The organism is Lactobacillus sp. ESL0701 (assembly GCF_029433445.1).
Lineage (GTDB): Bacteria > Bacillota > Bacilli > Lactobacillales > Lactobacillaceae > Lactobacillus.
Window position 1 is genome coordinate 23,699 of sequence record NZ_JAQTIC010000003.1, and the last position, 24,316, is coordinate 48,014.

General features: G+C 39.9%; 22 protein-coding genes and 1 tRNA gene. 21 read left to right on the forward strand and 2 right to left on the reverse strand.

The genetic code is table 11. The annotated features are described in order from the left end of the window. Positions 1 to 21: 21 nt before the first annotated feature. The 6 genes from celB to PT281_RS03135 all read left to right on the forward strand — a co-directional run bounded on the left by celB (position 22) and on the right by PT281_RS03135 (position 4,993). Positions 22 to 1,386: a PTS cellobiose transporter subunit IIC gene (gene celB, locus PT281_RS03110; RefSeq protein ID WP_277151932.1), complete on the forward strand. Its 1,365-nt coding sequence runs from the start codon at positions 22 to 24 to the stop codon at positions 1,384 to 1,386. Positions 1,387 to 1,472: 86 nt separating this feature from the next. Next, positions 1,473 to 1,724 (forward strand): glycosyltransferase family A protein, encoded by a 252-nt coding sequence (locus PT281_RS03115; RefSeq protein ID WP_277151934.1) that lies wholly within the window; start codon positions 1,473 to 1,475, stop codon positions 1,722 to 1,724. Between the two features lie 204 nt (positions 1,725 to 1,928). After that, positions 1,929 to 2,399, forward strand: a complete 471-nt coding sequence (locus PT281_RS03120; protein WP_277151936.1) for a DNA starvation/stationary phase protection protein — start codon at positions 1,929 to 1,931, stop codon at positions 2,397 to 2,399. A gap of 124 nt (positions 2,400 to 2,523) precedes the next feature. Further along, entirely contained in the window at positions 2,524 to 3,216 is a 693-nt protein-coding gene (gene rpiA, locus PT281_RS03125) for a ribose-5-phosphate isomerase RpiA (protein ID WP_277151938.1), read from the forward strand. A 119-nt stretch (positions 3,217 to 3,335) separates the two neighbouring features. Continuing rightward, a complete protein-coding gene (locus PT281_RS03130) occupies positions 3,336 to 4,256 on the forward strand; it encodes a nucleoside hydrolase (protein WP_277151940.1) in 921 nt (306 codons plus the stop codon). 11 nt (positions 4,257 to 4,267) lie between these two features. Next, entirely contained in the window at positions 4,268 to 4,993 is a 726-nt protein-coding gene (locus tag PT281_RS03135) for a GntR family transcriptional regulator (RefSeq protein ID WP_277151942.1), read from the forward strand. Positions 4,994 to 5,076: 83 nt separating this feature from the next. Here PT281_RS03135 and PT281_RS03140 read toward each other — a convergent pair whose 3' ends face one another. Next, positions 5,077 to 5,850: a DeoR/GlpR family DNA-binding transcription regulator gene (locus tag PT281_RS03140; protein WP_277151943.1), complete on the reverse strand. Its 774-nt coding sequence runs from the start codon at positions 5,848 to 5,850 to the stop codon at positions 5,077 to 5,079. A gap of 286 nt (positions 5,851 to 6,136) precedes the next feature. Here PT281_RS03140 and PT281_RS03145 point away from each other — a divergent pair, with 286 nt between their 5' ends. Next, entirely contained in the window at positions 6,137 to 8,536 is a 2,400-nt protein-coding gene (locus tag PT281_RS03145; protein ID WP_277151945.1) for a phosphoketolase family protein, read from the forward strand. A gap of 501 nt (positions 8,537 to 9,037) precedes the next feature. Then, positions 9,038 to 11,704, forward strand: coding sequence for a calcium-translocating P-type ATPase, PMCA-type (locus PT281_RS03150; protein ID WP_277151947.1), 2,667 nt, complete (start codon positions 9,038 to 9,040; stop codon positions 11,702 to 11,704). Positions 11,705 to 11,775: 71 nt separating this feature from the next. Here PT281_RS03150 and PT281_RS03155 read toward each other — a convergent pair whose 3' ends face one another. Continuing rightward, a complete protein-coding gene (locus tag PT281_RS03155; protein ID WP_277151949.1) occupies positions 11,776 to 12,225 on the reverse strand; it encodes a GAF domain-containing protein in 450 nt (149 codons plus the stop codon). A 143-nt stretch (positions 12,226 to 12,368) separates the two neighbouring features. On the opposite strand from PT281_RS03155, the gene PT281_RS03160 reads away from it, so the two are divergent. From PT281_RS03160 to PT281_RS03220, 13 genes are all read left to right on the forward strand, one after another. Then, complete coding sequence (locus tag PT281_RS03160) at positions 12,369 to 13,775, forward strand: DHA2 family efflux MFS transporter permease subunit (protein WP_277152247.1); 1,407 nt, start codon at positions 12,369 to 12,371, stop codon at positions 13,773 to 13,775. A gap of 199 nt (positions 13,776 to 13,974) precedes the next feature. After that, positions 13,975 to 14,712 carry an amino acid ABC transporter ATP-binding protein gene (locus tag PT281_RS03165; protein ID WP_277151951.1) on the forward strand — a complete coding sequence of 246 codons (738 nt, stop codon included), beginning with the start codon at positions 13,975 to 13,977 and terminating at the stop codon, positions 14,710 to 14,712. Between the two features lie 13 nt (positions 14,713 to 14,725). Beyond that, the gene (locus PT281_RS03170) at positions 14,726 to 15,541 is read left to right on the forward strand and encodes a transporter substrate-binding domain-containing protein (protein ID WP_277151953.1); all 816 of its coding nucleotides are present in this window, start codon (positions 14,726 to 14,728) and stop codon (positions 15,539 to 15,541) included. Next, a complete protein-coding gene (locus PT281_RS03175) occupies positions 15,538 to 16,176 on the forward strand; it encodes an amino acid ABC transporter permease (RefSeq protein ID WP_277151954.1) in 639 nt (212 codons plus the stop codon). Before PT281_RS03170 ends, PT281_RS03175 begins: the two co-directional genes overlap by 4 nt. A gap of 13 nt (positions 16,177 to 16,189) precedes the next feature. Beyond that, positions 16,190 to 16,843, forward strand: a complete 654-nt coding sequence (locus PT281_RS03180) for an amino acid ABC transporter permease (protein WP_277131077.1) — start codon at positions 16,190 to 16,192, stop codon at positions 16,841 to 16,843. 101 nt (positions 16,844 to 16,944) lie between these two features. Continuing rightward, on the forward strand, positions 16,945 to 18,099 hold the full coding sequence (locus PT281_RS03185; protein ID WP_277151956.1) for a CDP-glycerol glycerophosphotransferase family protein: 1,155 nt from the start codon (positions 16,945 to 16,947) through the stop codon (positions 18,097 to 18,099). A gap of 10 nt (positions 18,100 to 18,109) precedes the next feature. Beyond that, positions 18,110 to 19,540, forward strand: coding sequence for an oligosaccharide flippase family protein (locus PT281_RS03190; protein WP_277151958.1), 1,431 nt, complete (start codon positions 18,110 to 18,112; stop codon positions 19,538 to 19,540). A 2-nt stretch (positions 19,541 to 19,542) separates the two neighbouring features. After that, the gene (locus PT281_RS03195) at positions 19,543 to 20,241 is read left to right on the forward strand and encodes a glycosyltransferase (protein ID WP_277151960.1); all 699 of its coding nucleotides are present in this window, start codon (positions 19,543 to 19,545) and stop codon (positions 20,239 to 20,241) included. Positions 20,242 to 20,243: 2 nt separating this feature from the next. Further along, the gene (locus PT281_RS03200) at positions 20,244 to 20,705 is read left to right on the forward strand and encodes a SprT family protein (protein WP_277151962.1); all 462 of its coding nucleotides are present in this window, start codon (positions 20,244 to 20,246) and stop codon (positions 20,703 to 20,705) included. 107 nt (positions 20,706 to 20,812) lie between these two features. Next, positions 20,813 to 21,472, forward strand: a complete 660-nt coding sequence (locus PT281_RS03205; RefSeq protein WP_277151963.1) for a MarR family winged helix-turn-helix transcriptional regulator — start codon at positions 20,813 to 20,815, stop codon at positions 21,470 to 21,472. 74 nt (positions 21,473 to 21,546) lie between these two features. Continuing rightward, positions 21,547 to 23,298: an ABC transporter ATP-binding protein gene (locus PT281_RS03210; protein WP_277151965.1), complete on the forward strand. Its 1,752-nt coding sequence runs from the start codon at positions 21,547 to 21,549 to the stop codon at positions 23,296 to 23,298. 67 nt (positions 23,299 to 23,365) lie between these two features. Next, positions 23,366 to 23,451 (forward strand) — tRNA-Leu (locus tag PT281_RS03215). A gap of 151 nt (positions 23,452 to 23,602) precedes the next feature. After that, complete coding sequence (locus PT281_RS03220; RefSeq protein WP_277151967.1) at positions 23,603 to 24,250, forward strand: glycoside hydrolase family 73 protein; 648 nt, start codon at positions 23,603 to 23,605, stop codon at positions 24,248 to 24,250. The last annotated feature ends 66 nt before the right edge of the window (positions 24,251 to 24,316 follow it).

Below are 24,316 nucleotides of genomic sequence, written 5' to 3' on the forward strand. Positions count from 1 at the left end.
TACTGTTAGGGGAGGAACGTTATGGCTGAAGAAGAAAAGATACCGATGAAAGATCGAATATCTAAATTAATTGGTAAGTTTGCGGCTACTAGATTTGTACGAGCAATCATGGATGCTGGTTACAGTGTGATTTCATTTACTATTGTTGGAGCATTTTTCTTAATTTTGACAGTTTTACCAGATGTAGTTAGAAATCCTGGATTTACCAGTTTCTATAATAGTACGATTGGTCGGTTTGATAATTTATATCAAGCTGTTTATAATGCCACGATGGGTATTTTGGCATTGGTCTTTTCTGGGACTTTTGCATACTCATATACTAAAATATATCGTGATGAAGAGCACATTAATTTAGTTCCAGTCAATGGGTTAATGATGTTCTTAATGGCATTCTTTATTACCGTACCGGAATTAATATGGAAGAATGGTACAGTTCAGTTTGTGACTATGTTTACTAAAGATAAGATGCTAGCAGGTGGTTACCAAGCTTCACAAACTGCAGGTATTTATCGGATTGGTGCCGTTGGTATCTTTATTGGTTTGGTAATTGCATGGTTAACAGTTCAAATTTATCGTTATACAATTAAGCATAATTGGCGAATTAAAATGCCAGCATCAGTACCAGCTGGGGTATCGAACTCTTTTAGTGCCTTAATTCCTACAGCTTGTGTATCAATTATCGTTGCTGCAATTAATATGGCATTGGTATTAATGGGAACAGATTTATTTAAGGTTCTGTTTGTTCCATTTTCGTTTATTAGTAATATTGCTGATAGTTGGTGGGGTATCCTAGTTATCATGTTCTTGATTCACTTCTTATGGTGGTTTGGGATTCATGGTGCAACAATTATCAGTTCATTCTATACTCCAATTGTATTGGCTAACTTGCAAGCTAACCAACACGGAGGTGCTTACCATGTATTTGCTGGTGAGTTTACCAATGCGTTTGTTACGATTGGTGGTTCTGGTGCAACTTTGGGTGTTGCCATTTGGCTAGTTTTGCGGGCTCGTTCGGCACAGTTAAAAGAAATTGGTAAGGTAGAGATTGTTCCAGCAATCTTTAACATTAATGAACCATTGATTTTTGGTTTACCAGTAGTTTACAATGCTAACTTAATGATTCCATTTATCTTAGCACCAATGGCTTCGAGTTTAGTTGCCTATTTAGGAATTGCCACTCACATGGTACCGAAAATTATTGCGCAACAACCATGGCCATCACCAGTTGGTTTAGGCGGACTGGTTGCAACGGGAAGTTGGCAAGGTGGAGTTTTGTCAATTATTTGTGCAATTGTTGCATTTGTAATTTGGTATCCATTTATCAAGCATTACGATAATGTCTTATTGAAGCAAGAAAAAGAAGCTGCTGCACAAGAAAATGCTTAGAAGTTAGTGTGTAGATTAAGCTAGTGTATAAGTATTAATATGAACAGGGCTTTATAGTAAATAAACTCTATGGAAATAATGAAACGATGATAGATGTTTCAATTATCGTTGCTGCCTTTAATGAAGAGAAGTATTTAGCACGTTGCTTACATTCTTTGGCTTGTCAGACCTTTACGGGTAAGTATGAAGTAATAGTTGTTGATGATGGCAGCACAGGTTGTACTGCTGATATTATTCAAAAGTTTAAGAATGAATATCCAGAGATATTTACTTCAATAAAACAAAAAAATCTTGGTCAAGGAATTGCAAGAAACAATGGCATTAGTATTGCTAAATGAAGTAGCAATTATTAATCTTGCTGACCTGGATAAAAAGGTTTTGTTTTCAAGATATTAATATTCATATTTAATTAAAGCAATCAGTTTTATAAAACTGATTGTTTTTTTAATACACTTTTTCACAAACAAGTTTTAAGTAATTCAACTCACTTTTTGTTATGATAAAAATGTAACCAAGAGTGTTTGAATAGGAGGAATTTTATTATGAAATATCCTAAGACAAAAGAAGTTTTAAATCAATTAGTAGCAGATTTGACGCAAATGCACATGATTGTGCACCAACACCATTGGTACATGCGCGGTGAGCGTTTTTTGAAGTTGCACCCATATCTTGATAAAGTGATGGATGAATTGGCTAATCAACAAGATTTAGTCGCAGAGCGATTAATTACCTTGGATGGCTCACCAGTTTCAACACTTAGCGACATTGCGAAGATGACTAACATCAAGGATGAAGAGCCAAACTGGAATGAAACAATTGATGAGCGTTATGGCAAGATTATTGCTGGTTATCGTCAATTAGAGCAAGACTACCAAAAGGGTCTGGAAGTCAGCGATGAAGAAGGCGACTATTCAACTAATGATATGTTCACCACTTGTCACACAGAAGTTGAAAAGCGTATTTGGATGATGTCTGCAGAGATTAATCAGGCACCAGGAATTGATCCAGAATAAAAATTGATTAGTAAGAGTAGTTTAAATGAACTACTCTTTTTTATTGTGATTACTGATAGAAAATTTTGCTATAATAAGGTTAATTGATGAGTTGGCAATGATTGAATAGTGGGAAAGTAAGACGATGGATAAAGAAGAACAGGATAAATTAAAGCAAAAAGCTGGAATTAAAGCTGCTAGCCTGGTTCAGCCAGGAATGAAATTAGGAATTGGTACTGGTTCAACCGTAGCCTTTTTGATTGATGCTTTAGGTAAACGCAAACAAGAAGAAGGTCTAGAATTAGCAGCCATTGCCACTACTTCCAGTAGAAGCAAGAAGCAGATGGAGAGTTGGGGCTTTAAAGTTAACCAGCTCGCCGAGATTGACCAGCTTGATTTAACAATTGATGGCGCGGATCGCTTTGCGACTAACTTTGATGGCATTAAAGGCGGTGGTGGCGCGTTAACTTTAGAAAAAAACGTTGCCGTTAATTCAAAAAAAGTAATGTGGATTGTTGATGAATCGAAGGTTGTAGACCACTTGAGTGGTTTTGCACTGCCTGTGGAAGTTCTGCCAATTTCATGTGAACAAACTTTTCGTCGTTTTGAAGCAGAAGGGTTAAAGCCCAAGTGGCGCATGGCTGCTGGCAAACGTTTTGTTACCCATTATGGTAATTACATTATTGATTTAGACCTTGACCGCATTCCTGTACCACATGGCTTGGCTGATTATCTCGACCACACTGTGGGGGTTGTGGAACATGGCTTATTTCTTGATATGTGTGATGAAGTTATTATTGCACATCGCGATGGCGAGATTGAAGATCGTAAAAAATAAAATTAGCGATGAATTGTTGATAAATTGGTTATTGGCAATTCATTTTTTCTTTTAAAAGGAGCAACTAGGGCTAAGTTTTGGTATGATTGACGTATAAACTTTTTAAAAGAGGAAATTTAATGACAAGAAAACCTTTGATTATCAGTACAGACCCCGGAATTGATGATGCAGTGGCAATTACCATTGCCTTATTTGCTAAAGAATTAGACGTCAAGTTAATTGCGGCAACGTGGGGTAATGTAACTCTGGACAAGACCTTACAGAATGCCTTAAAATTAGAAGCTTTTTTGCAAACTAAGGTACCAGTTGTCGCTGGTGCAATAAGGCCATTGCTGCGGGCAGCAATTGATGCTTCAAGTGTTCATGGTAAGTCTGGTATGGCTGGCTATGATTTTCCTGAAGCTGACGAGACATTATTGGTTCCGGGTTTAGCTGCCGAAGCGATCCATGAAGTAGTTGCTAAGAGCGAGACCAAGGTAACTTTGATGCAGATTGGTCCAGCAACAGATTTTGCCTTGTACTTCAGACAATATCCTGATGACCTTGCTAGAATTGAAGAATTAGTAATTATGGGTGGCGCGATTGGTCGTGGCAATTGGGGTCCATATAGTGAATATAATGTTGCTGGTGACCCTGAAGCTGCTCAGATTGTCTTTGACAGCGGCGTGCCAATCAAGGTGGCACCACTTGAGTTAGGTCATCAAGCATTTATAACCCAAGAAACGCTGCAGAAGATTAAAGCTTTGGGCAAGACTGGTGATATGTTGTACCATATTTTAACCAATCTGCATGATGAAACAGAAACTGATGGGCGGGAGATTTATGATGCTTTGGCTGCAGGGATGTTGTTAAATCCTAAGATGTACACCTTTAAGCCAGCTTATATTGTGGTTGATACCAAGAGCCCACATGCTTATGGTGCTTCAATCATGGACTTTAATGACTTCTTTGGTAAACCAGCTAATGCCCAAGTTGGCGTTAAGATAGATCAAGACGTATTTTCCGATTGGATTATTCAGGCAATTAAGCAAGCAAATTAGTGAGGCAGTAAATGGCAGACTTTGTTTATCGGACCGTGATGCACGATATTAAGCAGAATATTTTAAATAATAAATATGATGGGATGAGATTGCCTGATGAGCGCAGCTTGGCCGAGCACTATCAAGTTAGCCGTTCGTCAATGAAGCGGGCAATGGAATTATTGTCGCAACAAGGAATTGTCTTTAAAAAACGCGGCAGTGGCACGTTTATTAACCCACTTTATTTAAAAAATCAATCCTTATTTCGTTATGAGGGTTCTAATCTAGGCTTGACTGATAGTTTAAAAGTCCCTGGCAAACAGCAAAAAATTAAGCTGCTTGATTTTCACGTTGTTAAAGCTCCTGAAAGTATTGCGCAAGATTTGTTTTTGAATAAAAATGATTTTGTTTATGAATTTCGGCGGTTGCGGTTAATGGATGAGCAGCCGTTTCTTATTGAAACGGGTTATCTGCCAATCAAAATTGTGCCGGAATTAAAGCCGCAGCATTTACAGAGTTCACTGTTTAATTATTTGGAAGATACCCAGAACAAGGTTGTTACTAAGGCCTTTCTGAATATTACTGTTGACCCATCAAGTGCTGACGATCAAGAGCAGATGCAGCTCAAGGCAACAGAACCAGTTGGGGTAATGGAAGGGATTTTCTTCTTGGATGATGGAACCCCATTCGAGTTTTCAACAATGCGGGTTCATTATCAATACATGCGTTTTAATACGTTTGTTAATTTGAATAAATAACAAAAGAGCAAGCTTGAGCTTGCTCTTTTTGCTAGGATACATTTTATTTAAAGAAGAAAATTATCGTTTAGCTAACTTTTTGGTTAGTTATTTCCCTTCTTTAAAACTGAAATAATTTGCGTTGTTGGCGCAAAGTTTTGCTTAATCTCGTCAGGTAATGGCTCATCAGTGATAAGCACATCAATCTGACTAAGAGGAACAGCCATGTAAGGCGCAATTTTCGGATTGTTAAACTTATGCTTTTCGGCGACAACGATAATTCTTTTTGCCCGTGAAGTTGCTACTTTGATTAGTTCGGCATCGTTAATTTTAGGTAGGTAAATACCATCGCTTTTTACATTTGCCGTACCAACGAAGGCATTGTTGAAACTAATTCCTTTAAGTAAGTCAAGTGCGTGAACAGAGTAATTAAATCGGTGTTCTTTGTTAACTATCCCGCCTAAAAGTAAAATTTCGGGAAATTCTGACCGCATTAGTTCAAGCGAGTTATCAATTGAATTAGTAACAATTTGTAAATTAGTACCGCTGATTAGCTGACACAATTTTTTAAGGATCGTTGACGGTCCAATAAAATCACATTGCTTAGTATGGATAAAATGTTGTGCCATTTGCGCCATTTGGGTTTTAATTGGCGAGTCAATCTGGTTGCGGGTTAAAAACGGCAGCCCCTCATCGTCAGTATTTCTAATTAATCCGCCATGGACGCGAATTGCTTGGCCTGTAGCGACCAATCGAATTACGTCACGTCTAGCTGTATCAAACGAAATATTAAAGTGCTTGGCTAAATCGCGGGTAATCAGATGGTTTTGCCTAACAAGCATTTGTCTAATTTCATGTAATCGTTGCTCCTGTGTCATTCTGCTTCCTCCAAAAATAAATTTATCATCTTTAGAGATTATTATAAATATTTTAATTAATAAGTCAGAATTTTTATCAGCATTTATCGGTATTTGGGCAATTAAATACTGATAAATACCAATAATGAACTAGATAAAGCTTGATGCAGCAACTATTAAGTATTTTAAATGCTGATTTTTAAATTGGGACGAACCAATTTTTTAAATGGTTGAACTTTTAGAAAAACTTGCTATAATATAGTGTGTAAAGAGAAATTAAGTAAGTAATTGCTAAAGGAGAAAGATAATGGCAGTTGATTACGATTCACAAGAATATTTAAAGAGCGTCGATGCTGACTGGCGCGCAGCTAACTATCTATCTGTTGGACAGCTTTTCTTAATGAGCAATCCACTATTAAAGCATGACTTAAAAGCCAGTGATGTTAAGCCTAAGCCGATTGGCCACTGGGGCACAATTTCACCACAAAACTTCATTTATGCTCATTTAAATCGGGTAATTAAGAAGTACAACTTGGACATGTTCTATATCGAAGGTTCAGGGCACGGTGGTCAAGTAATGGTTTCTAATGCCTACCTTGACGGCTCATATACTGAACGCTTCCCTGACATCAAGCAGGATGAAGAAGGTATGGCTAAGTTATTCAAGCGCTTCAGTTTTCCGGGTGGCTCAGCTTCACACGCTGCTCCTGAAACACCGGGTTCATTGCACGAAGGCGGCGAGTTAGGTTATTCTCTCTCACATGGTACAGGTGCGATTTTGGATAATCCTGACGTAATTGCGGCCGTTGAAATTGGTGATGGGGAATCAGAAACTGGTCCACTAGCAACTAGCTGGTTCAGCGATAAGTTTATCAACCCAATTAAAGATGGTGCCGTCTTACCAATCTTACAAATTAATGGCTTCAAGATTTCCAATCCAACCATTGTTTCGCGCATGACTGATGAAGAGTTGACCAAGTACTTTGAAGGCATGGGCTGGCACCCATACATTATTTCTGCTTATAATGGCGGCGAATTTGATGGTTATAAGGATCATATGCAAGTTCACCAAGAAATGGCGAAGTTAATGGATACTGTGATCGAAGAAATCAAGGCAATCCAGAAGCATGCCCGTGAAAATAATGATGCAACTTTGCCACATTGGCCAATGATCATCTTTAGAGTACCTAAGGGCTGGACTGGTCCTAAGTTTGACCTTGATGGTAATCCAATTGAGAACTCATTTAGAGCCCACCAAATTCCAATTCCGGTTGAACAAGACGATATGGAACACAAAGACATGCTGGTTGATTGGCTTAAGAGTTACAAACCAGAAGAATTGTTTGATGAAAATGGTGCCCCAACTGAAATCGTTAAGCAGAATATGGTTCATGGTGACCAAAGAATGGCAATGAATCCAATTACCAACGGTGGTAAAGATCCTAAGCGTTTGGCTTTGCCTGACTATCGTAAGTATGCATTGAAGTTTGACAAGCCAGGTTCAGTTGAAGCTCAAGATATGGCTGAATGGGCAAAATATTTGAGTGAAGTTGCTGACCTGAACCCTAATACGTTCCGCGGCTTTGGTCCAGATGAAACTAAATCCAACAGAATGTTCAAGCTGCTTGATGACCAAAAGCGACAATGGGGTGAGCAAATTCATGAGCCTAATGATGAAAACTTGGCACCAAGTGGTCGGATTATTGACTCACAGTTGTCAGAACACCAAGATGAAGGTTGGCTTGAAGGTTATGTTCTAACTGGTCGTCACGGTTTCTTTGCTACTTATGAAGCCTTTGGTCGCGTGGTTGACTCAATGTTGACTCAGCACATGAAGTGGTTGCGTAAGGCTAAGGAACAATATTGGCGTCATGATTACCCATCGTTAAACTTTGTTGCTACTTCTACTGTGTTCCAACAAGATCACAATGGTTATACCCACCAAGACCCAGGTATTTTGACTCATATGTACGAAAAGAACCGGCCAGATTTAATTCATGAATATCTGCCATCAGATACTAACTCACTGTTGGCAATTTCGCAAAAGGCCTTTACTGACCGTGAATGTATCAATATTTTGGTTACTTCTAAGCAGCCACGACCACAATGGTTCTCAATTGATGAAGCGACTAAGATTGCCCAACATGGTTTGTCATACATTGACTGGGCTTCAACTGACCAAAATGCTAAGCCAGATGTTGTCTTTGCTTCGACTGAAACTGAACCGACAATGGAATCGTTAGCAGCGATTGACATCTTGCACAAGGAATTTCCAGATTTGAAGATGCGCTACATTAACATCATTGATATTATGAAGTTGATGAACACCAAGGATAATCCAGAGGCAATTTCTGATGAAGAATTTGACCGCTTATTCCCAAGCGATGTGCCCGTTATCTTTGCATGGCACGGCTTTAAAGCCATGATGCAATCAATCTGGTTTGGTCGCAAACGTGACAATATTCATATTCACTGCTACGAAGAAGAAGGCGACATTACCACGCCATTTGATATGCGGGTAGTCAACGAACTTGATCGGTTCCACTTAGCTAAGGATGCTGTCTTGAGCGTACCACGGCTGGCTGATAAGAGTGCTGGCTTTGTAGCTAAGATGGACAAGTTGCTTGCTAAACATCACCAATATATTCGTGATAATGGTGAGGATATGCCGGAAGTTACCGAATGGCAATGGACTGGTTTAAATTAAGTCTAACTAATCAAATATCCCTCTAAATAGAGAAGAACCTAGTTTCAATTGAAACTAGGTTCTTTTTTGATAAAAATAGTGATTTTGCATGATCTGCTAACGAGTTTGGTAAAATTTTTTACCAAACAAAAATAACCGCTAAGCGTTCGCATCGCAACGGTTATTCTGTGAAATAATTAATGTTATGCCACCGCTAATAAGCGATGATTCTGAGTGCTGGCGATCCTATTGATAGTAGGATTGCTTTTTATTATTCACGGATATTATAGTATGAGATTAGCATCGTGAACAAGAGATGCCTTTTGCAATTAATATTAATTTTTAACTGGTTTTTCTTGTTAAAATAAATGAAATTATTTATAATTAACTTAATCATAAGGGAGTAACAGCAATTACTTGCGATAAGCCCAACAGCCGAAAGCAAAACTTTCTGGACTTATCTTAATTAGTGAGACTTGTGTGCAGTATGCATATAAGTCTCTTTTTTATTAGGAGGTAAAAATGGCCCAAGATTATTACAGACAGGCGGTTCAAGAGGTAGCTCGTGAATTAGGTACTTCACTGAGCGAAGGATTAACCGCAAGTCAAGTTAAACAGCGCCGTGAGCAATATGGTGCTAACAGTTTAGCTGGGAAGAAGAAGATTAGCTTGTGGCAACGCTTTTTGGCCCAATTTAAAGATTTTATGATTATTGTCTTGATTATTGCTGCGTTATTATCGGGATTTGTTGCCCAAGAGTGGACTGATGCGGCAATAATTATGATTGTTGTCTTATTGAACGCAATTTTGGGCGTTTTTCAAGAAGCACGTTCAGAAGAAGCGATTAATGCGTTGAAAAAAATGGCGACGCCCAGCGCGCATGTTAGGCGTAATGGTCAAGTTGTAGAAATTCCCAGTACTGATTTGGTGCCAGGAGACGTTGTTTTATTAGAGGCTGGTGATGTCGTTCCAGCCGATTTGCGCCTAACAAGCGTCAACAGCTTAAAGGTTGAGGAATCGGCATTAACGGGTGAATCTGTCCCGGTTGATAAGCAAGACATACCGCTAGAAAAAGCGCAGGTTGCTCTGGCTGACCAAGACGACATGGCCTTTGCAAATACCAATGTTACTTATGGCCGTGCCGAAGGGATAGTTACCCAAACAGGAATGCACACTGAAGTTGGGAAAATTGCGACGCTGCTTAATAATACCGATGAAACTGATACGCCGTTGAAGCAAAATCTGAATCAGCTGGGAAAAACGCTGACGATTATGATTTTAGTAATCTGTGCGATTGTGTTTGCCGTTGGCTTTTTTACCAAACAAGGCACGGAGCCGACTGACAAATTAGCGATTGATATGTTTCTAGTAGCTGTATCGTTAGCCGTAGCGGCAATTCCGGAAGGACTGCCAGCAATTGTTACCATTATTTTGGCATTGGGCACGCAAGTAATGGCTAAGCACAAGTCAATTGTGCGCAAATTGCCTGCTGTGGAAACGCTAGGGGCAACTGACGTTATTTGTTCTGATAAAACAGGAACACTGACGCAGAATAAAATGACAGTTGAGCGGGTTTATTATGATGGTCAAGTTCATCAGGCTGCACAAGTAATCACTGCAAAAAATCCGGCTCTATTGGCAATGCTGCTAGCAAATGACACACGAATTAGCGACAAGCAGCTTTTGGGTGACCCAACAGAAACGGCTCTGGTTCAGTATGCATTCAACCAAAAAATTAATGTCCAAGAATTGTTGGCACAACATCAACGTGTGCAGGAAGTGCCGTTTGACTCTGAACGTAAGTTGATGAGTACCGTTAATCAAGCTGGCGATCATTTTTTGGTGGCGGTTAAGGGGGCACCTGACCAATTATTAAACCGGGTCACTAAAATTGAAAAAAATGGGCAAGTTATTCCAATTACTGCAGCCCAAAAGCAAGAAATTTTAGCAGCTAATCAAACTATGGCCGAACAAGCTTTGCGTGTACTAGCTTTGGCATATAAAGTTGTTGAGCAGCCGTATGGTGAGCCAACAACTGATAATGTTGAGCAAGACCTTATCTTTGCTGGGTTGGTTGGGATGATTGACCCAGAAAGACCTGAAGCAAAGGCGGCGATTGCGGAAGCCAAGCAGGCTGGCATACGAACGGTAATGATTACTGGTGATTTTCAAGTAACGGCACAAGCAATTGCTCAGCGGCTGGGAATTATTGAACCGGGGCAAGACCAGCAAGTGGTTACGGGCGCTCAACTTGATGAACTAAGTGATGACTACTTGCAAGAGCATGTTGGTGATTATAGCGTTTATGCGCGTGTTTCACCGGAGCACAAGGTGCGGATTGTTAAGGCATGGCAGGCACAAGGCAAGATTGTGGCAATGACTGGTGACGGTGTGAATGACGCGCCGAGTTTGAAACAAGCTGACATTGGGATTGGCATGGGGATTACGGGAACCGAAGTTTCTAAGGGTGCCAGCGATATGATCTTGGCTGATGATAACTTTGCCACGATTGTTGAAGCGGTTAAGCAGGGCCGAAAAGTTTTCAGTAATATTCAGAAGGCGATTCTATACCTGATGAGCTGTAATGTTGGTGAAGTGTTAACCGTCTTTATGATGACAATGCTTGGCTGGGATATTTTAGCACCTGTGCAATTATTGTGGATTAATTTGGTAACAGACACGTTGCCGGCAATTGCATTGGGACTTGAACCCGTAGAAAAAGGCATTATGAATCGGCGCCCGCGGGGTAAGAAATCCACGTTCTTCAGCGGCGGGGTAGCCAGTTCAATTGTTTACCAAGGTATTTTGGAAGGCATATTAGTGCTGGTGACTTACCAGTTGGGACTTAATTTTGGTCCGCACCTTGCTAATAGCACCCTGCAGCATGAGGATGCATTAACCATGGCCTTTTTGACTTTAGGATTAATTCAGCTGTTCCATGCATTTAATTCCAAATACATTCACCAGTCAATCTTCACGAAGCGGACATTTGCTAATAAGTGGTTTAACTGGGCAATCCTAGTTTCTGCATTAGTGATGGTGGCAGTAGAATTGCCGTTCATGACGAAATTCTTTGACGTAACAGAATTGAACGGCGTGCAGTGGTTAATCGTTTTGTTAGCTGGTATCTGCATGATTGTAATTGTGGAAGTTGTTAAATTCTTTGAAAGAAAATTGGGCGCGAAGTAAGTTTTAATAAAAATAAAATCCCTCTTGCAGAAATTATTTCTGTAAGGGGGATTTATTTGTTAGTGCAAGTTTTATACCACCACTAACTTTGCGATTTTTGCTAAATATTCCGCGTCAACTTCGTCAAAAGTCGCGAAATCATTGCTGTCTAGGTCAAGAACTGCAATTAATTGGTCATTTTTAACCATTGGGACGACAATTTCAGAATTAGTTGCGGCATCACAGGCAATGTGACCTGCGAATTGATGAACGTCTGGGACAATTTGCGTTTGCCGAGTTGCGGCAGCGGTGCCGCAAACACCCTTGCCCAAATTGATGTGCATGCAGGCAACGGGTCCTTGGAATGGTCCTAAAATCAATTCACCATCTTGATAGCGGTAAAAGCCGGCGTAACTGACATTAGGCAGACTGCTAAACAATAGCGCGCTAATATTACTCATGTTGGCAATTAGGTCATGTTCACCAGCAAGTAAGCTGCTGGCCTGCTTGAGCAGCAGTTGATAATTCTCGTGTTTATTCATTTAATTCTCCTCATTAAAATTAGTGTAAACTAGTTTATTAAATTTGAAAACGATAACAAGCTTACAAGACTAATCTTATTTTGTTATTCTAGATAAGTCGTCTAAAAATTAGGGACGAAATAGGAGGAGTTTTGATGAAAAAAATGGACGCAATTGTCAAGGTGAAAAAACCTTGGCTTGTAATGGCAGGGATGTTAATCGGCACCTTTGTGGGGATGCTGTCAGAGACATCGCTGAACATTGCATTGCCCCAATTAATGAAAATTTTTGGCGTTAGCAGTTCACAAATTCAATTTTTAGTAACAGGCTACATGTTAATTATTGGGATTATCTTGCCATTCTCAAGTTTATTAACTAAATGGTTTAGCACACGGAAAATTGTCATTACGGGATTATTGGCCTTTATTATTGGGTCAGTTATTTCAGCTATGGCACCTAATTTTGCTATTTTATTGACTGGTCGGATGATTCAGGGAATTGGCACGGGATTAATCTTACCGATTACCTTTACGGTTGTGATGTTGATTTTTCCACCATATAAGCTGGGGACAGCAATGGGTGTCTGCAGCTTGGTTATTATGCTGGCACCGGCAATTGGTCCAACTTTAACGGGGATTATCTTGGGTAAGTTATCGTGGAGCTATGTTTTCTGGCTATTTGTACCATTCTTGGTTATTGCACTAATTTTAGCTATTTTTGGTTTAAAAAATGTCGGTCAAATTACTAAGCCACGCGTTGATTTCTTGTCAGTAATTGAATCAGTAGTTGGCTTTTCAAGTTTAGTTATGTCAGTTAGTTTGGCAAGTGGCTTAGGCTGGAGTTCACCTGTTGTCTTAGGTTTACTTGTTCTTGGTTTAATTGTTTTGTTCTTTTATGGTAAGCGTCAATTGCATTTAACCGAACCAGTATTGAATTTACATGTGTTTAATAAACGGGCCTTTACTTTAGGTGCCTTAAGTGTAATGGTCGACTTTGCTATTATTTTGTCGGCAATGTACTTATTGCCGCAATATCTGCAAAACGGGTTATCACTGCCAGTTGCGATTACTGGTTTAATCATGCTGCCGGGGGGAATTATTAATGCCGTTGTTTCAGCTTTTGCTGGGAGAATGTATGATTCACTTGGGGCAAAACTTCCGGCAGTAGTTGGTTTTATCTTGGCTATTGTTGGAATAGTGATGTTATTAATGTCTAACAGTCATTCCAGTTTAGCTTACATTGTGGCGGCCCACATCATCTTGATGGTTGGCTGTCCGTTGGCAATGTCACCAGCACAAACTTACGCTCTGAATTCTCTGCAGGGGCAAGAATCGGCTGATGGCAGCACGATTTTGAATACCATGCAACAGATTATTGGTGCCTTAGCAACAGCTTTGGCAACCAGCTTGCTCGGGTTAGGACAGGCAGCTTATCAAGGTGCTGATAGTGCCGCTCAGTTTACTAATGGCGTCCACTATGGTTTGTTCTTTACCCTTGCATTAGCTGTTGTCGGTGTCTTATTGGCAGTTAACTTTGGTGCAAGAACGCCAAGTCATGATCTTGATGTTTAAAAAATAATACTACTTAATAACTTTTATCTTTTAGTTTGAGATAAAAGTTATTTTTTACAAACAAATTTAAAATTATATTAATTATTTAATATTTAACTTAAAAAAGGGCTTAATTTTCCTAAAAAATTAATTGGTATAGTAAAATAGATTTAGTTATATATTAAATTTTATTGCAATGATAATGAAAGAGGCGGTAATAATGTCGATGATAGAATTCCATGATGTGCAAAAGTTTTATGGCCATTTTCATGCACTGCACGACATTAATTTGAAGATTGATCAGGGGGAAACGGTTGTCTTAATTGGACCTTCTGGCTCAGGTAAGAGTACCTTGGTAAGAACTGTCAATGGCCTTGAATCAATTCAAAAAGGGCAATTGATTGTTAACAATCATGACCTGTCTGATCCCAAAACTGACTTAAATATTTTGCGGCGGGACGTCGGCATGGTTTTCCAACATTTTAATTTATATAAGAATAAAGATGTGTTGGAAAATATCATGCTGGCACCACGCATTGTCAGTCACATGCCGGAAAAAGAAAATAAAGAGCAGGCAATGCATTTATTAGAGATGGTTGGACTGGAGAAGTGGGCACATAACATGCCGTCACAGATTTCCGGTGGTCAAAAGCAGCGGGTGGCAATTGCCAGAACGCTAGCCATGCGACCGAAATTGATCTTGTATGATGAACCAACTTCTGCACTTGACCCCGAAATGATTGATGATGTTTTGCAGGTTATCAAGAAGGTTACAACTGATAGCGGCATGACTTCGCTAATCGTCACGCACGAGATGGGCTTTGCTAAAGAGGTTGCCAACCGAGTAATCTTCATGGATCAAGGTAGAATTGTTGAAGATGATGCTAGTGAAAGTTTCTTTAAACGGCCTAAGACGGAAAGAGCACAGCAATTTTTGAGTAAGATTATTTCGCATTAAGGAGGGAGCAATCATGAAAAAGAGATTTTGGTTGGTTTCTCTATTAGCTAGTTTGCTCTTATTAACCGGTTGTGGTCGCAGTTTAAGTGACCAGTCAGTTTTGGATAATGTTAAGCGTACCAATACAATTAGCTGGGGCGTTAAGGGCGATGTTAAGCTGTTTGGTCTGATTGACGTTAAAGATGGTCAACCCAAGGGCTTCGATGTCGATATGGCTAAGGCAATCACGCGGCATATTTTAGGACCAACAGGTAAAGCTGAGTTTACGACGACCACCTCACAATCACGGGTGCCATTATTGAAGAACGGTAACGTTGACGCGGTGATTGCAACCATGTCGATTACGCCAGAACGGGAAAAGGTAATTTCTTTTTCTAAATCTTACTTTGACGCGGGGCAATCGCTATTAGTGCCAAAGAATTCGTCAATCCATAGTGTCAAGGACCTTAACGGCAAGACAGTTATTGGCGTAGTTGGTGCCAATTCAGTAGCTAACATTAAGAAGGTTGCCCCAAAGGCCCGCGTAATTGAATTGCAGGATTATGCCCAAGCAATGAACGCACTTAAGTCTCACCAAGGTGATGCCTTGACAACTGATAACGGGATTTTGTTTGGCTTAGCAGTGCAGAATCCGGGCTACCAGGTTCGCGGCGGCACGTTTACGGTCGAACCGTATGGTGTTGCCGTTAACAAGGGTCAGACTGGATTTACTAAAGCTGTTGACAAGGCGGTTTTGGAAATGCAGCACGATGGTGAATACAACCGCTTGATTAAAAAATGGTTTGGTAATGTACCAGGATTTAAGTATAAGGAGTTGTATCGCAAATGATTAATATTTTTTCTCATTTTAGTAGTCAACTGCTAGTTGGTCTAGGTTGGACCGTGTTGTCGAGCGTGATTGCCTTATTCTTCAGTTTAATTATTGGTACGATCTTCGCAATTATGGAAATTGTACCGAATAAAGTTTTGCGGACAATTGGTCGTGCTTATGTCGAGATCTTTCGTAACATTCCCTTGTTAGTAATTACGATGTTCTTTTACCTTGTAATTCCAATGTATGTTGTTAAGATTAACGGCTTTACTGCTGGTACAATTGGTTTAAGTCTGTATACTTCCGCCTTTATAGCCGAAACGGTTCGCTCGGGTATTCAGTCGGTGGCTGGCGGTCAGATGGAAGGTGCCCGTTCAACGGGAATGACCTACTGGCAAGCAATGCGGTATATTATTTTGCCGCAAGCCTTTAAGATTGTTATTCCGCCGCTTGGCAACCAGTTTGTCAATTTAGTAAAGAATTCGTCGGTCCTAGCCTTTGTAGCTGGTTTTGATCTTATGTATCAAGCCAACTCGATTGCTTCGACAACATTTGATACGATTAATAGTTATCTAGTAGTCGGCGTTTTATACCTGATTATTACACTGCCGCTTAGTTATTACATGCAGCATTTAGAGAAGAAATTGGCTTAGGGGGTGCAGAAAAATGCAAAATTGGATTAATGCTCTTTCGTGGCTCAATGTACGCTTTTTGCTGATGGGACTCTGGGTGACGATTTATATTTCAGTAATTTCGGTGATTTTGAGTTTTATTTTGGGTTCAATCTTGGGGATTATTCGCTATTCTAAGATTAAATTTGTTTCCAAAATTGTTGGTTTCATTATTGATATTATCCGAAATGTGCCTCTGCTATTGATTATTTTCTTCACTTACTTTGGTTTGCCGAACTTTGGTCTGCGTCCCGAAACAATTCCGGCGGCGATTATTGCGATGACTGTTTTTGAGTCGACAATGATTGCGGAAATCGTGCGATCAGGTATCCAGTCGGTTGACCCTGGTCAAATGGAAGGTGCTCGTTCAACCGGAATGAGCTTCGTGCAGGCATTATGGCACGTTGTGTTGCCGCAGGCATATAAGAATATGATTCCGACAATTATTAGTCAGTTTGTTTCCTTAATTAAGGATACTTCTCTTGCAACAATTATTGTCGTGCCGGAATTGATGCAGCACGCGCAGGTTATTTATGGGCAAAATGCCAACTATATTTTGCCGATGTTTGCGGCTTTAGCGGTGCTTTACTTTATCGTCTGCTTCACGCTGTCAGTGATTGGTAATCAGATTGGTAAGAGGTTATCGTAATTGCCCTAAACTATAAATTTTTAAAAAATAACGTGAAAAAGCTTGAGTTTGCTCAAGCTTTTTTTGTAGGCTAAAGAGAGATTATTTAGGAAAGATTGATTATGAAAAGTTTTTTGTTTCGGCTTTACCTGCAAGTGATGAAGCTATGGGCACGGCTTACACGCATAAATAACAAAAAGATTGTCGTGCTCAACGGGGCAGGTCGTTCAGGTTCTAATGGTTATCTGTTTGCCAAATATGTAAAAAAGCACCATCCAGATTACACGGTCACACTAGTTGAGCCATGGCCGTCTTCACATTTATCTTTTGCAACTTGGCGAGAAATTGGCGCGGCTAAATTTGTTTTGACGACGCATCAGCCCTTTAAAATTCGCAAGAGTCAGGTTAATGTGCAATTTTGGCACGGGATCCCTTTAAAACGGATGGGCATTATGGCTAACAATACTAGGGCTAGGGATAACAAGCGCAATCAGAAATTGTGGCGCAAAACCGCGGATATTGTTTGTTCGAGTTCAGATTTATATGAAAGCTTGATGAGTGCCTGCATTGGAGTTAGTGCTAACCAATACCGTCAACTTGGTTTTCCGCGGCTTGATGCCTTACAGCATCCAGTAGTCAGTCAAAAGCAATTGCTGCATGACCTGTTTGGGGTAGTTGATGACCACACCCAAGTTGGGATTTACATGCCAACTTTTCGCTATGAATTAGATGATGAAAATGTCCTTGAGCAGATTAAGGCAGGGAATTTTTTGACCTTAGCTGATTTTGATGCGGCGACCTTAAATGCGGCGCTTAAAGAGCAGCACCAATATTTAATTGTGAAACTGCACCCTTATGAAATGAAGCTGTTTGACCATTTAAGCAGTCAATTCTCTAATATCGCCTTTTTAAATAATGATTATTTGGCTCAAAACGATTATGATTTATATGAACTGCTTGGCGCGACAGATTTTTTGCTAACTGATTTTTCGTCAATTTATTTTGATTATCTGAATTTGGATAAGCCAGAGATTTTTATTACTAATTATCTCAAAGAGTATGAGCAAACGCGGGGTCTACTTATGGGACCGTATGAAGAAGTTGTCCCAGGGCAGTGCGTTAACCAGCAAGCTGAATTGATTGAGGCGCTGGAACAATTGGCACGTGGTAAGGACGATTATCAACCAAAGCGGCAATATTGGCGTTGTTTGACTAATCAAGCACCCGTTCAATCAGCTTGCGAGCAAATTTTTGCTTTCATGACCCAAAATTATTAGAGGAAAAATTGTGAAAAAAACATTTTTAAATATTTTGTATAATGCGGTTTACCAAATTTTCCTTGTCTTGGTGCCGTTAATTACGGTGCCTTATTTGTCGCGAATTTTGGGACCAAAAACCTATGGCATTTACAGTAATGTGAATAATATCATGCAATTTTTGATGATTTTTTGTACATTATCAATTTCGTACATTGGCATGCGGACAATTGCGCAAGTGCGTGCCTTTGGGACTAAACAGGACTTAACCGATGCCTTTTGGGGGTTATGGTACTTTCAGGCATCAGCAAGTGTCGTGACCATTGTTTTGGTAGTTGCTGCTGCCAGTTTATTCCATATTAAGTATTGGAATTATCTGCTATTGATGCTGCCGTATTTGATTTCGGCGCAAGTGGATATTTCGTGGTTTTTTCAAGGGTTAGCGGCATTTGGTCGGGTCGTTTTGAAAAACACGGCGGTTAAATTGGTATCAGTAGTCTTAATTTTACTTTGGGTCAAAAGTCCTGGTGACTTGTGGAAATATATGCTGATTATGTCGGTGTCTACAATGCTGGGGTCGTTTGTCTTTTGGTTTGATATTCACCGTTTTGTTGGTGGACCAGTCAAGCATTTTTATAAGTACCAAACGACAATTAAGGCCATTATTACCTTATTAATTCCGCAGATTGCTACGCAAATTTATACTTCATTAGATAAACCAATTTTGGGGATTTTCAAAAATTCAACTCAAGTAGCGTTTTATGATAATTCACAGCGAATTTCAAATATGGTTTTAGGGGTAATTACCAGTATTTCGTTGGTAATTATGCCCAAAATGGCGAGTGAAGGTAAAGATGAGCAGCGTCTTGTCTTGAAAAAGTCGCTTGAAGCCACAGTTTGGCTGGGTACCATGTTCGCGGTGATTATCATGGCTAATACGCGAGAATTTGTACCATTCTTTTTTGGCGCAAAGTTTACGCCAATGGTGCCACTGATGTTCTTCTTCACGTTAACAATTGTCATGATCCCCACAGGTGGGGTCTTTGCCAATCAGTTTGCCTTGGCTAACCACCGCGATCGTGATTATGCCTTGCCGGTAATTGTTGGGGCGATTTTAGAAGTTGTCTTGAGCTTCTTTTTGGACCAATTTTATGGCGCAACTGGCGCGATGGTCGCAATTTTAATCACCGAATTTGTCGTTTTGATTTTACGGTTATGGATTGTCCGCGATGGCTATGATTTTAAATATTCTTTCAAAGAAATTCCGAAGTATTTTATAATTGCGGCGATTGTTTTGGCAGTAGGGATGTTAATGCCGCAGCTGGTGTCGTCGGCTTTTTTAAATATGACAATTAAGTCAATTATCATGCTAGTGCTCTACATGGCATTAATGTTTATGATGCGGCTTGATTTTAATCAGGATATTGTGCAGTTAATTAAAAATTTTCTCAAACGAGGTTAAAGATGATTCCTAAAATTATTCACTATGTATGGGTTGGCGGCAATCCGAAGCCCAAGAATATTCAGCGGTGTATGCGGACCTGGCAAAGGCATTTGCAGGGCTATCAGATTATTGAATGGAACGAGCAGAATTTTGATATTCATGAAAATAAGTACGTTGAGCAGGCTTACAGGGCCAAAAAATGGGCCTTTGTTTCCGACTATATTCGTGCAAAAGCCGTTTACGAAATGGGGGGCATTTATTTAGATACTGATGTGCTGGTATTAGATGATTTGACCTCATTATTAAGTAATCGTGCCTTTGTGGGGTTTGAAAATCAGGACAATCCGTTTACGGCGGTTTTTGGTGCTGAACCCAAGCATCCGTTGTTAAAAGACATGCTGGCATATTATGATGACCGCGACTTTACTTTTGATAGTCAAGATCAAATGGCTGGTGTTAATACGGTATCAGTTGCCGATATTTTAAAAGAAAAGTATGGTGCAATTGCCAATAATCAAGAGCAAGTTTTGCAAACGGGCATTCATGTTTATCCTGATGGTATTCTGTGCAATCCATCAGCTAATAGTAAGACGATCCATGTCTTCACGGGAACTTGGATGGAAGGAGCCAAGCCATTCAAGCGCAAACTGGTAACGGCGCTAAAGGTTCGAATTAAAACTAAGCATGAAGCAGCATTGTATGCGCGTTGTTTTAGGTAGTAATGACTGAAGCAGAATTACAAAAGCTGGTTGAAGCAATTGCTGTGAAGTATTTTAATCAGCCTTTTAGGCATCAAGTTAAAATTAATTACCGCATGACTACTACGGGTGGACGTTACCGGTTAAAAGACCATCAAATTGAAATTAATGCGCACTTTTTAATCCCGCAATATCGTCACGAGTTAATTGGGATTATCAAGCATGAGTTAACGCACTATTTTTTGCACCTGTCTGGTCGCGGCTATCGTCATCGCGATCAAGACTTTAAACAGCTGCTAAATCAGGTTGGTGGTTCACGCTTTGCGCCGGATATTGGTCTAAGCAAAAAACAGCAGCGTAAGTATCTGTATTCTTGCCAAAAATGTGGTCAAGAATATCGCCGTGTTCGCCAGATTAACGTACGCCGATATAGCTGCGGTAAGTGCGGCGGCAAGTTAAAGCTGGTAAAAAAGTTAGTGCATTAAAATTGGTTACGCAGTGGCTTTTTTTATTTGACAGATTGTTAGGCACCAAACTATAATTTAAAGTAAAAATATTAGGTGCCTAACTAATTTGTTAAAGGATATTAATTATGGGTGTAACAAATAAAAACTTAATGAAACAATTGGTCTTTATCATGCGAGCTAGTCGCTATTTTATGTACCAAAATAAGCAGCCGTTTTCTGGACAAAAAAGAGTTCTGGCAGTTTTAAATTTAGAAGACGGTTTGACACAAAACTATTTGGCGGAAGTTCTGGCGCTTAAGCCTGGGTCATTAGCAGAACTGCTAAAAAAGCTGGAAATTAAAGGTGAGATTAAGCGTGAAACCGATTCTGATGACCGCAGAGTTAAGCGGGTATATTTGACTGCTGCTGGTAAACAGCAGGCTGCTAACTTAAATGAGCAATATCAAGAAGATACCGAAACTGACTTTTTTGCTGGGTTAACAGCTGAGGAGCAAGCTGAATTTAGTAATTATTTAGAAAAAATTGCGGCGGGCTGGGATGATTCTTTCAAAAAACAAGCACAACAGTTTGTTGATCCAACGACTAAGATGAAAGAGATGACTAAGTGGCGCACGCAAATGCGCGAGCATAATTATTCACCAAAAGAGCGGGATGAGTTTTGGCGCAAAATGCACGATTGTCACCGGCGCTGCCATGATTTTGAGTATGATAACAATCATTATAAACATGAATATGACCGTAATTTTTGGCGTAATTTTTGGCATAACGAAGATAATGAAATATAATTAAAAACAATGATTAAAAGTTTTTCAGTTAGTGAAAAACTTTTTGTTTAGTTCAAGAGAAAGTCGGTAACCAAATGGCGTTGAGATCACGCAAAAAAGAAACACAACAGGTTAAGCTGAGAGACTTTTTTCAGCTGCTAAAGGAATTAGAACTGAAAAAATCATTGTTTATTTTAGGTCTTATTTTTAGTTTGATTACTAGCGGCGCTAATTTACTATTGCCGCTGCTAACCAAGCAATTGGTGGATACAAGCAGTTTGACAAAGTTTAATGTACAGATGTTGTTGATTTTAATAGTGATTTTCGCATTGCAAGTGATCTTGGGAACCATTGGTGGCTATATTTTGCGTTATTTTGGTGAGAGTGCCGTGAAAAATTTACGCGAAAAATTATGGACCCACTTGTTGCGCCTACCGGTTTCCTATTTTGATGTTAATAAGGCTGGGGAAAGCAGCTCACGGCTAGTTAATGATACGGGAATTATTAAGGACTTGATTACTTCACAGTTTCCTAATTTTATTACTGGTGCGATTCAACTACTGTTTTCCATTATTATTTTATTCATCATGGATTGGCGCATGGCGGCATTAATGTTTACTAGTGTGCCGATAGTGGTTATCATTTTGGTTCCCATTGGGCGAATTATGGCCCGTCTTGGTCGCCAAATACAGGCGGCGACAGCCGATTTTAATGGTGATGTTAGTGAGAAGTTATCGGAGGTTCGCCTGATTAAGGCAAGTAATGGGGAACAGTTTGAAGAACAGCGCGGTAAAAATTTTATTGGTCGGATCTTTGCGATTGGGATTAAAGATGCTCGAGTAGAAGCAATTTTGCAGCCCATTATGACCACGGTAATGATGACTGTTTTTGCGGGCATTTTAGCCTATGGGATTGTGCGCCTTAGTCAAGGAACTTTAACTTCGGGAACTTTGATAGCCTTCATTCTTTATCTATTTAATGTGATTGCGCCAGTTGCCAGCTTTGCGACCTTCTTCTCACAGTTGCAAAAGGCGATGGGCTCAACTGAACGTATTCAGGAAATTTTGCAGCTGCAGCCAGAAAAAGGGCTGACGCACCAGCAACTTAATGTTGAGGGCAAGACCTTAGTTGCTCAAGATTTGCAGTTTAGTTATGCTTCAGAAGAGCCAGTGCTGCAGTCGATTTCGTTTACGGCTGAGCCGAATACTGTCGTCGCCTTTGCTGGTCCCAGTGGCGCCGGTAAGTCAACGATCTTTTCTTTACTTGAGCGGTTTTATCAACCTGATAGTGGGCGAATTACGGTTGACGGGCAAGACATTGCCGAGATTGACTTGCATAATTGGCGCGCCCAGATAGGCTATGTTTCACAAAATAGCGCTATTTTTTCAGGAACAATTCGCGAGAATTTGCAATATGGCTTAGAAAAAGACTTGAGCGATGAAGCTTTATGGCATGGCTTATCTTTGGCGTATGCCGACCAATTTGTTAAAGAATTTCCGCGCCAATTAGAAACCGAAATCGGTGAACGGGGAATTAAATTATCGGGTGGTCAAAAGCAGCGCTTAGCAATTGCGCGCGCTTTTCTGCGGGATCCGAAAATTTTAATGCTTGATGAAGCTACCGCCAGTCTTGATTCAGAATCAGAAGGTAAGGTTCAACAGGCACTTGACCAGTTAATGGTTGGCAGAACTACGCTGGTTATTGCCCACCGATTGGCGACAATCGTTGGCGCTGACCAGATTTACTTTATTGAACACGGTCAAGTTACTGGTCACGGCACGCATAGTGAGTTGATGGCAACTCATAAGTTGTATGCGCGTTATGTTCAGGAACAAATGGTTGACTAGTTTTTTAAAAAAGACACAGAAAACTCTTGTACAAAAGATAATTTTGCGTTATAGTATTCTTTGTGTCGCGGGCATGGCGGAATGGCAGACGCGCAAGACTAAGGATCTTGTGATCGTTTTTAGATCGTGGAAGTTCGAGTCTTCTTGCCCGCACTAAGTAATGGAGCTACGGCTCCATTTTTTGTTTTAGAGAGTTATTCTGGATAGAGTAGCTCTTTTTATTTTAAAAATTAATTACATTGCAAAATTTACGACCAAGACAGGTTATACTTAGGGTACTAATATTTTAAGTAAGGGAAATTTTATGGCAAGACGACGTAAACACAAGGCACAATCTAGTTGGCAGATCATTTTACGGGCATTTATTATTCTATTTTTGTTAATTATTGCCTTCGCTGCTTTTCGGTACTACCGCAGGCAGGCAATTCAATCAGAACAGATTAGGCAGGAACAATTGGCCCGTGAAGAAGCACGAGCAAAAGTTATCAGACAGCATAAGGCATTTATTAAAAAAATCGGGCCGATTGCTAAGGAAGTTGATAAGTCTTATGACCTATTGCCAAGTATTACGATTGCCCAAGCCTGTCTTGAAAGTGACTACGGCCAAAGCAGTTTATCGCAAAAATATAATAACTTGTTTGGTGTTAAGGGCACTAATCCTAATACTTCAGCAATTTTAACAACTAAAGAATATGTTAAGGGCGAATGGATTGTTGTTAAGGCACGCTTTCAAATTTATGATTCCTATGAAGCGTCAATTAGGGCACATGCGGAACTTTTCCAAAAAGGTACCAGTTGGAATAATAAACAATATCGTCATGTCTTAGCAGCTAAAGACTACCATAAGCAGGCTCAAGCTCTGGTACAAGACGGTTACGCTACCGACCCTGATTACGCGGATAAGCTGATTAACTTAATCAAGCAGTACAATCTTGATCAATATGATAATTAAAAGGCGGGGACTTCCAGTTTTGGCCTTTATTTTTGGTACAATAAAATAGTTATGAAAAAATTTTTG

Coding starts and splice junctions, on each gene's coding strand:
- celB (WP_277151932.1), top strand. CDS start 22: ATGGCTGAAGAAGAAAAGATACCGATGAAAGATCGAATATCTAAATTA.
- PT281_RS03115 (WP_277151934.1), top strand. CDS start 1,473: ATGATAGATGTTTCAATTATCGTTGCTGCCTTTAATGAAGAGAAGTAT.
- PT281_RS03120 (WP_277151936.1), top strand. CDS start 1,929: ATGAAATATCCTAAGACAAAAGAAGTTTTAAATCAATTAGTAGCAGAT.
- rpiA (WP_277151938.1), top strand. CDS start 2,524: ATGGATAAAGAAGAACAGGATAAATTAAAGCAAAAAGCTGGAATTAAA.
- PT281_RS03130 (WP_277151940.1), top strand. CDS start 3,336: ATGACAAGAAAACCTTTGATTATCAGTACAGACCCCGGAATTGATGAT.
- PT281_RS03135 (WP_277151942.1), top strand. CDS start 4,268: ATGGCAGACTTTGTTTATCGGACCGTGATGCACGATATTAAGCAGAAT.
- PT281_RS03140 (WP_277151943.1), bottom strand. CDS start 5,850: ATGACACAGGAGCAACGATTACATGAAATTAGACAAATGCTTGTTAGG.
- PT281_RS03145 (WP_277151945.1), top strand. CDS start 6,137: ATGGCAGTTGATTACGATTCACAAGAATATTTAAAGAGCGTCGATGCT.
- PT281_RS03150 (WP_277151947.1), top strand. CDS start 9,038: ATGGCCCAAGATTATTACAGACAGGCGGTTCAAGAGGTAGCTCGTGAA.
- PT281_RS03155 (WP_277151949.1), bottom strand. CDS start 12,225: ATGAATAAACACGAGAATTATCAACTGCTGCTCAAGCAGGCCAGCAGC.
- PT281_RS03160 (WP_277152247.1), top strand. CDS start 12,369: ATGGACGCAATTGTCAAGGTGAAAAAACCTTGGCTTGTAATGGCAGGG.
- PT281_RS03165 (WP_277151951.1), top strand. CDS start 13,975: ATGTCGATGATAGAATTCCATGATGTGCAAAAGTTTTATGGCCATTTT.
- PT281_RS03170 (WP_277151953.1), top strand. CDS start 14,726: ATGAAAAAGAGATTTTGGTTGGTTTCTCTATTAGCTAGTTTGCTCTTA.
- PT281_RS03175 (WP_277151954.1), top strand. CDS start 15,538: ATGATTAATATTTTTTCTCATTTTAGTAGTCAACTGCTAGTTGGTCTA.
- PT281_RS03180 (WP_277131077.1), top strand. CDS start 16,190: ATGCAAAATTGGATTAATGCTCTTTCGTGGCTCAATGTACGCTTTTTG.
- PT281_RS03185 (WP_277151956.1), top strand. CDS start 16,945: ATGAAAAGTTTTTTGTTTCGGCTTTACCTGCAAGTGATGAAGCTATGG.
- PT281_RS03195 (WP_277151960.1), top strand. CDS start 19,543: ATGATTCCTAAAATTATTCACTATGTATGGGTTGGCGGCAATCCGAAG.
- PT281_RS03200 (WP_277151962.1), top strand. CDS start 20,244: ATGACTGAAGCAGAATTACAAAAGCTGGTTGAAGCAATTGCTGTGAAG.
- PT281_RS03205 (WP_277151963.1), top strand. CDS start 20,813: ATGGGTGTAACAAATAAAAACTTAATGAAACAATTGGTCTTTATCATG.
- PT281_RS03210 (WP_277151965.1), top strand. CDS start 21,547: ATGGCGTTGAGATCACGCAAAAAAGAAACACAACAGGTTAAGCTGAGA.
- PT281_RS03220 (WP_277151967.1), top strand. CDS start 23,603: ATGGCAAGACGACGTAAACACAAGGCACAATCTAGTTGGCAGATCATT.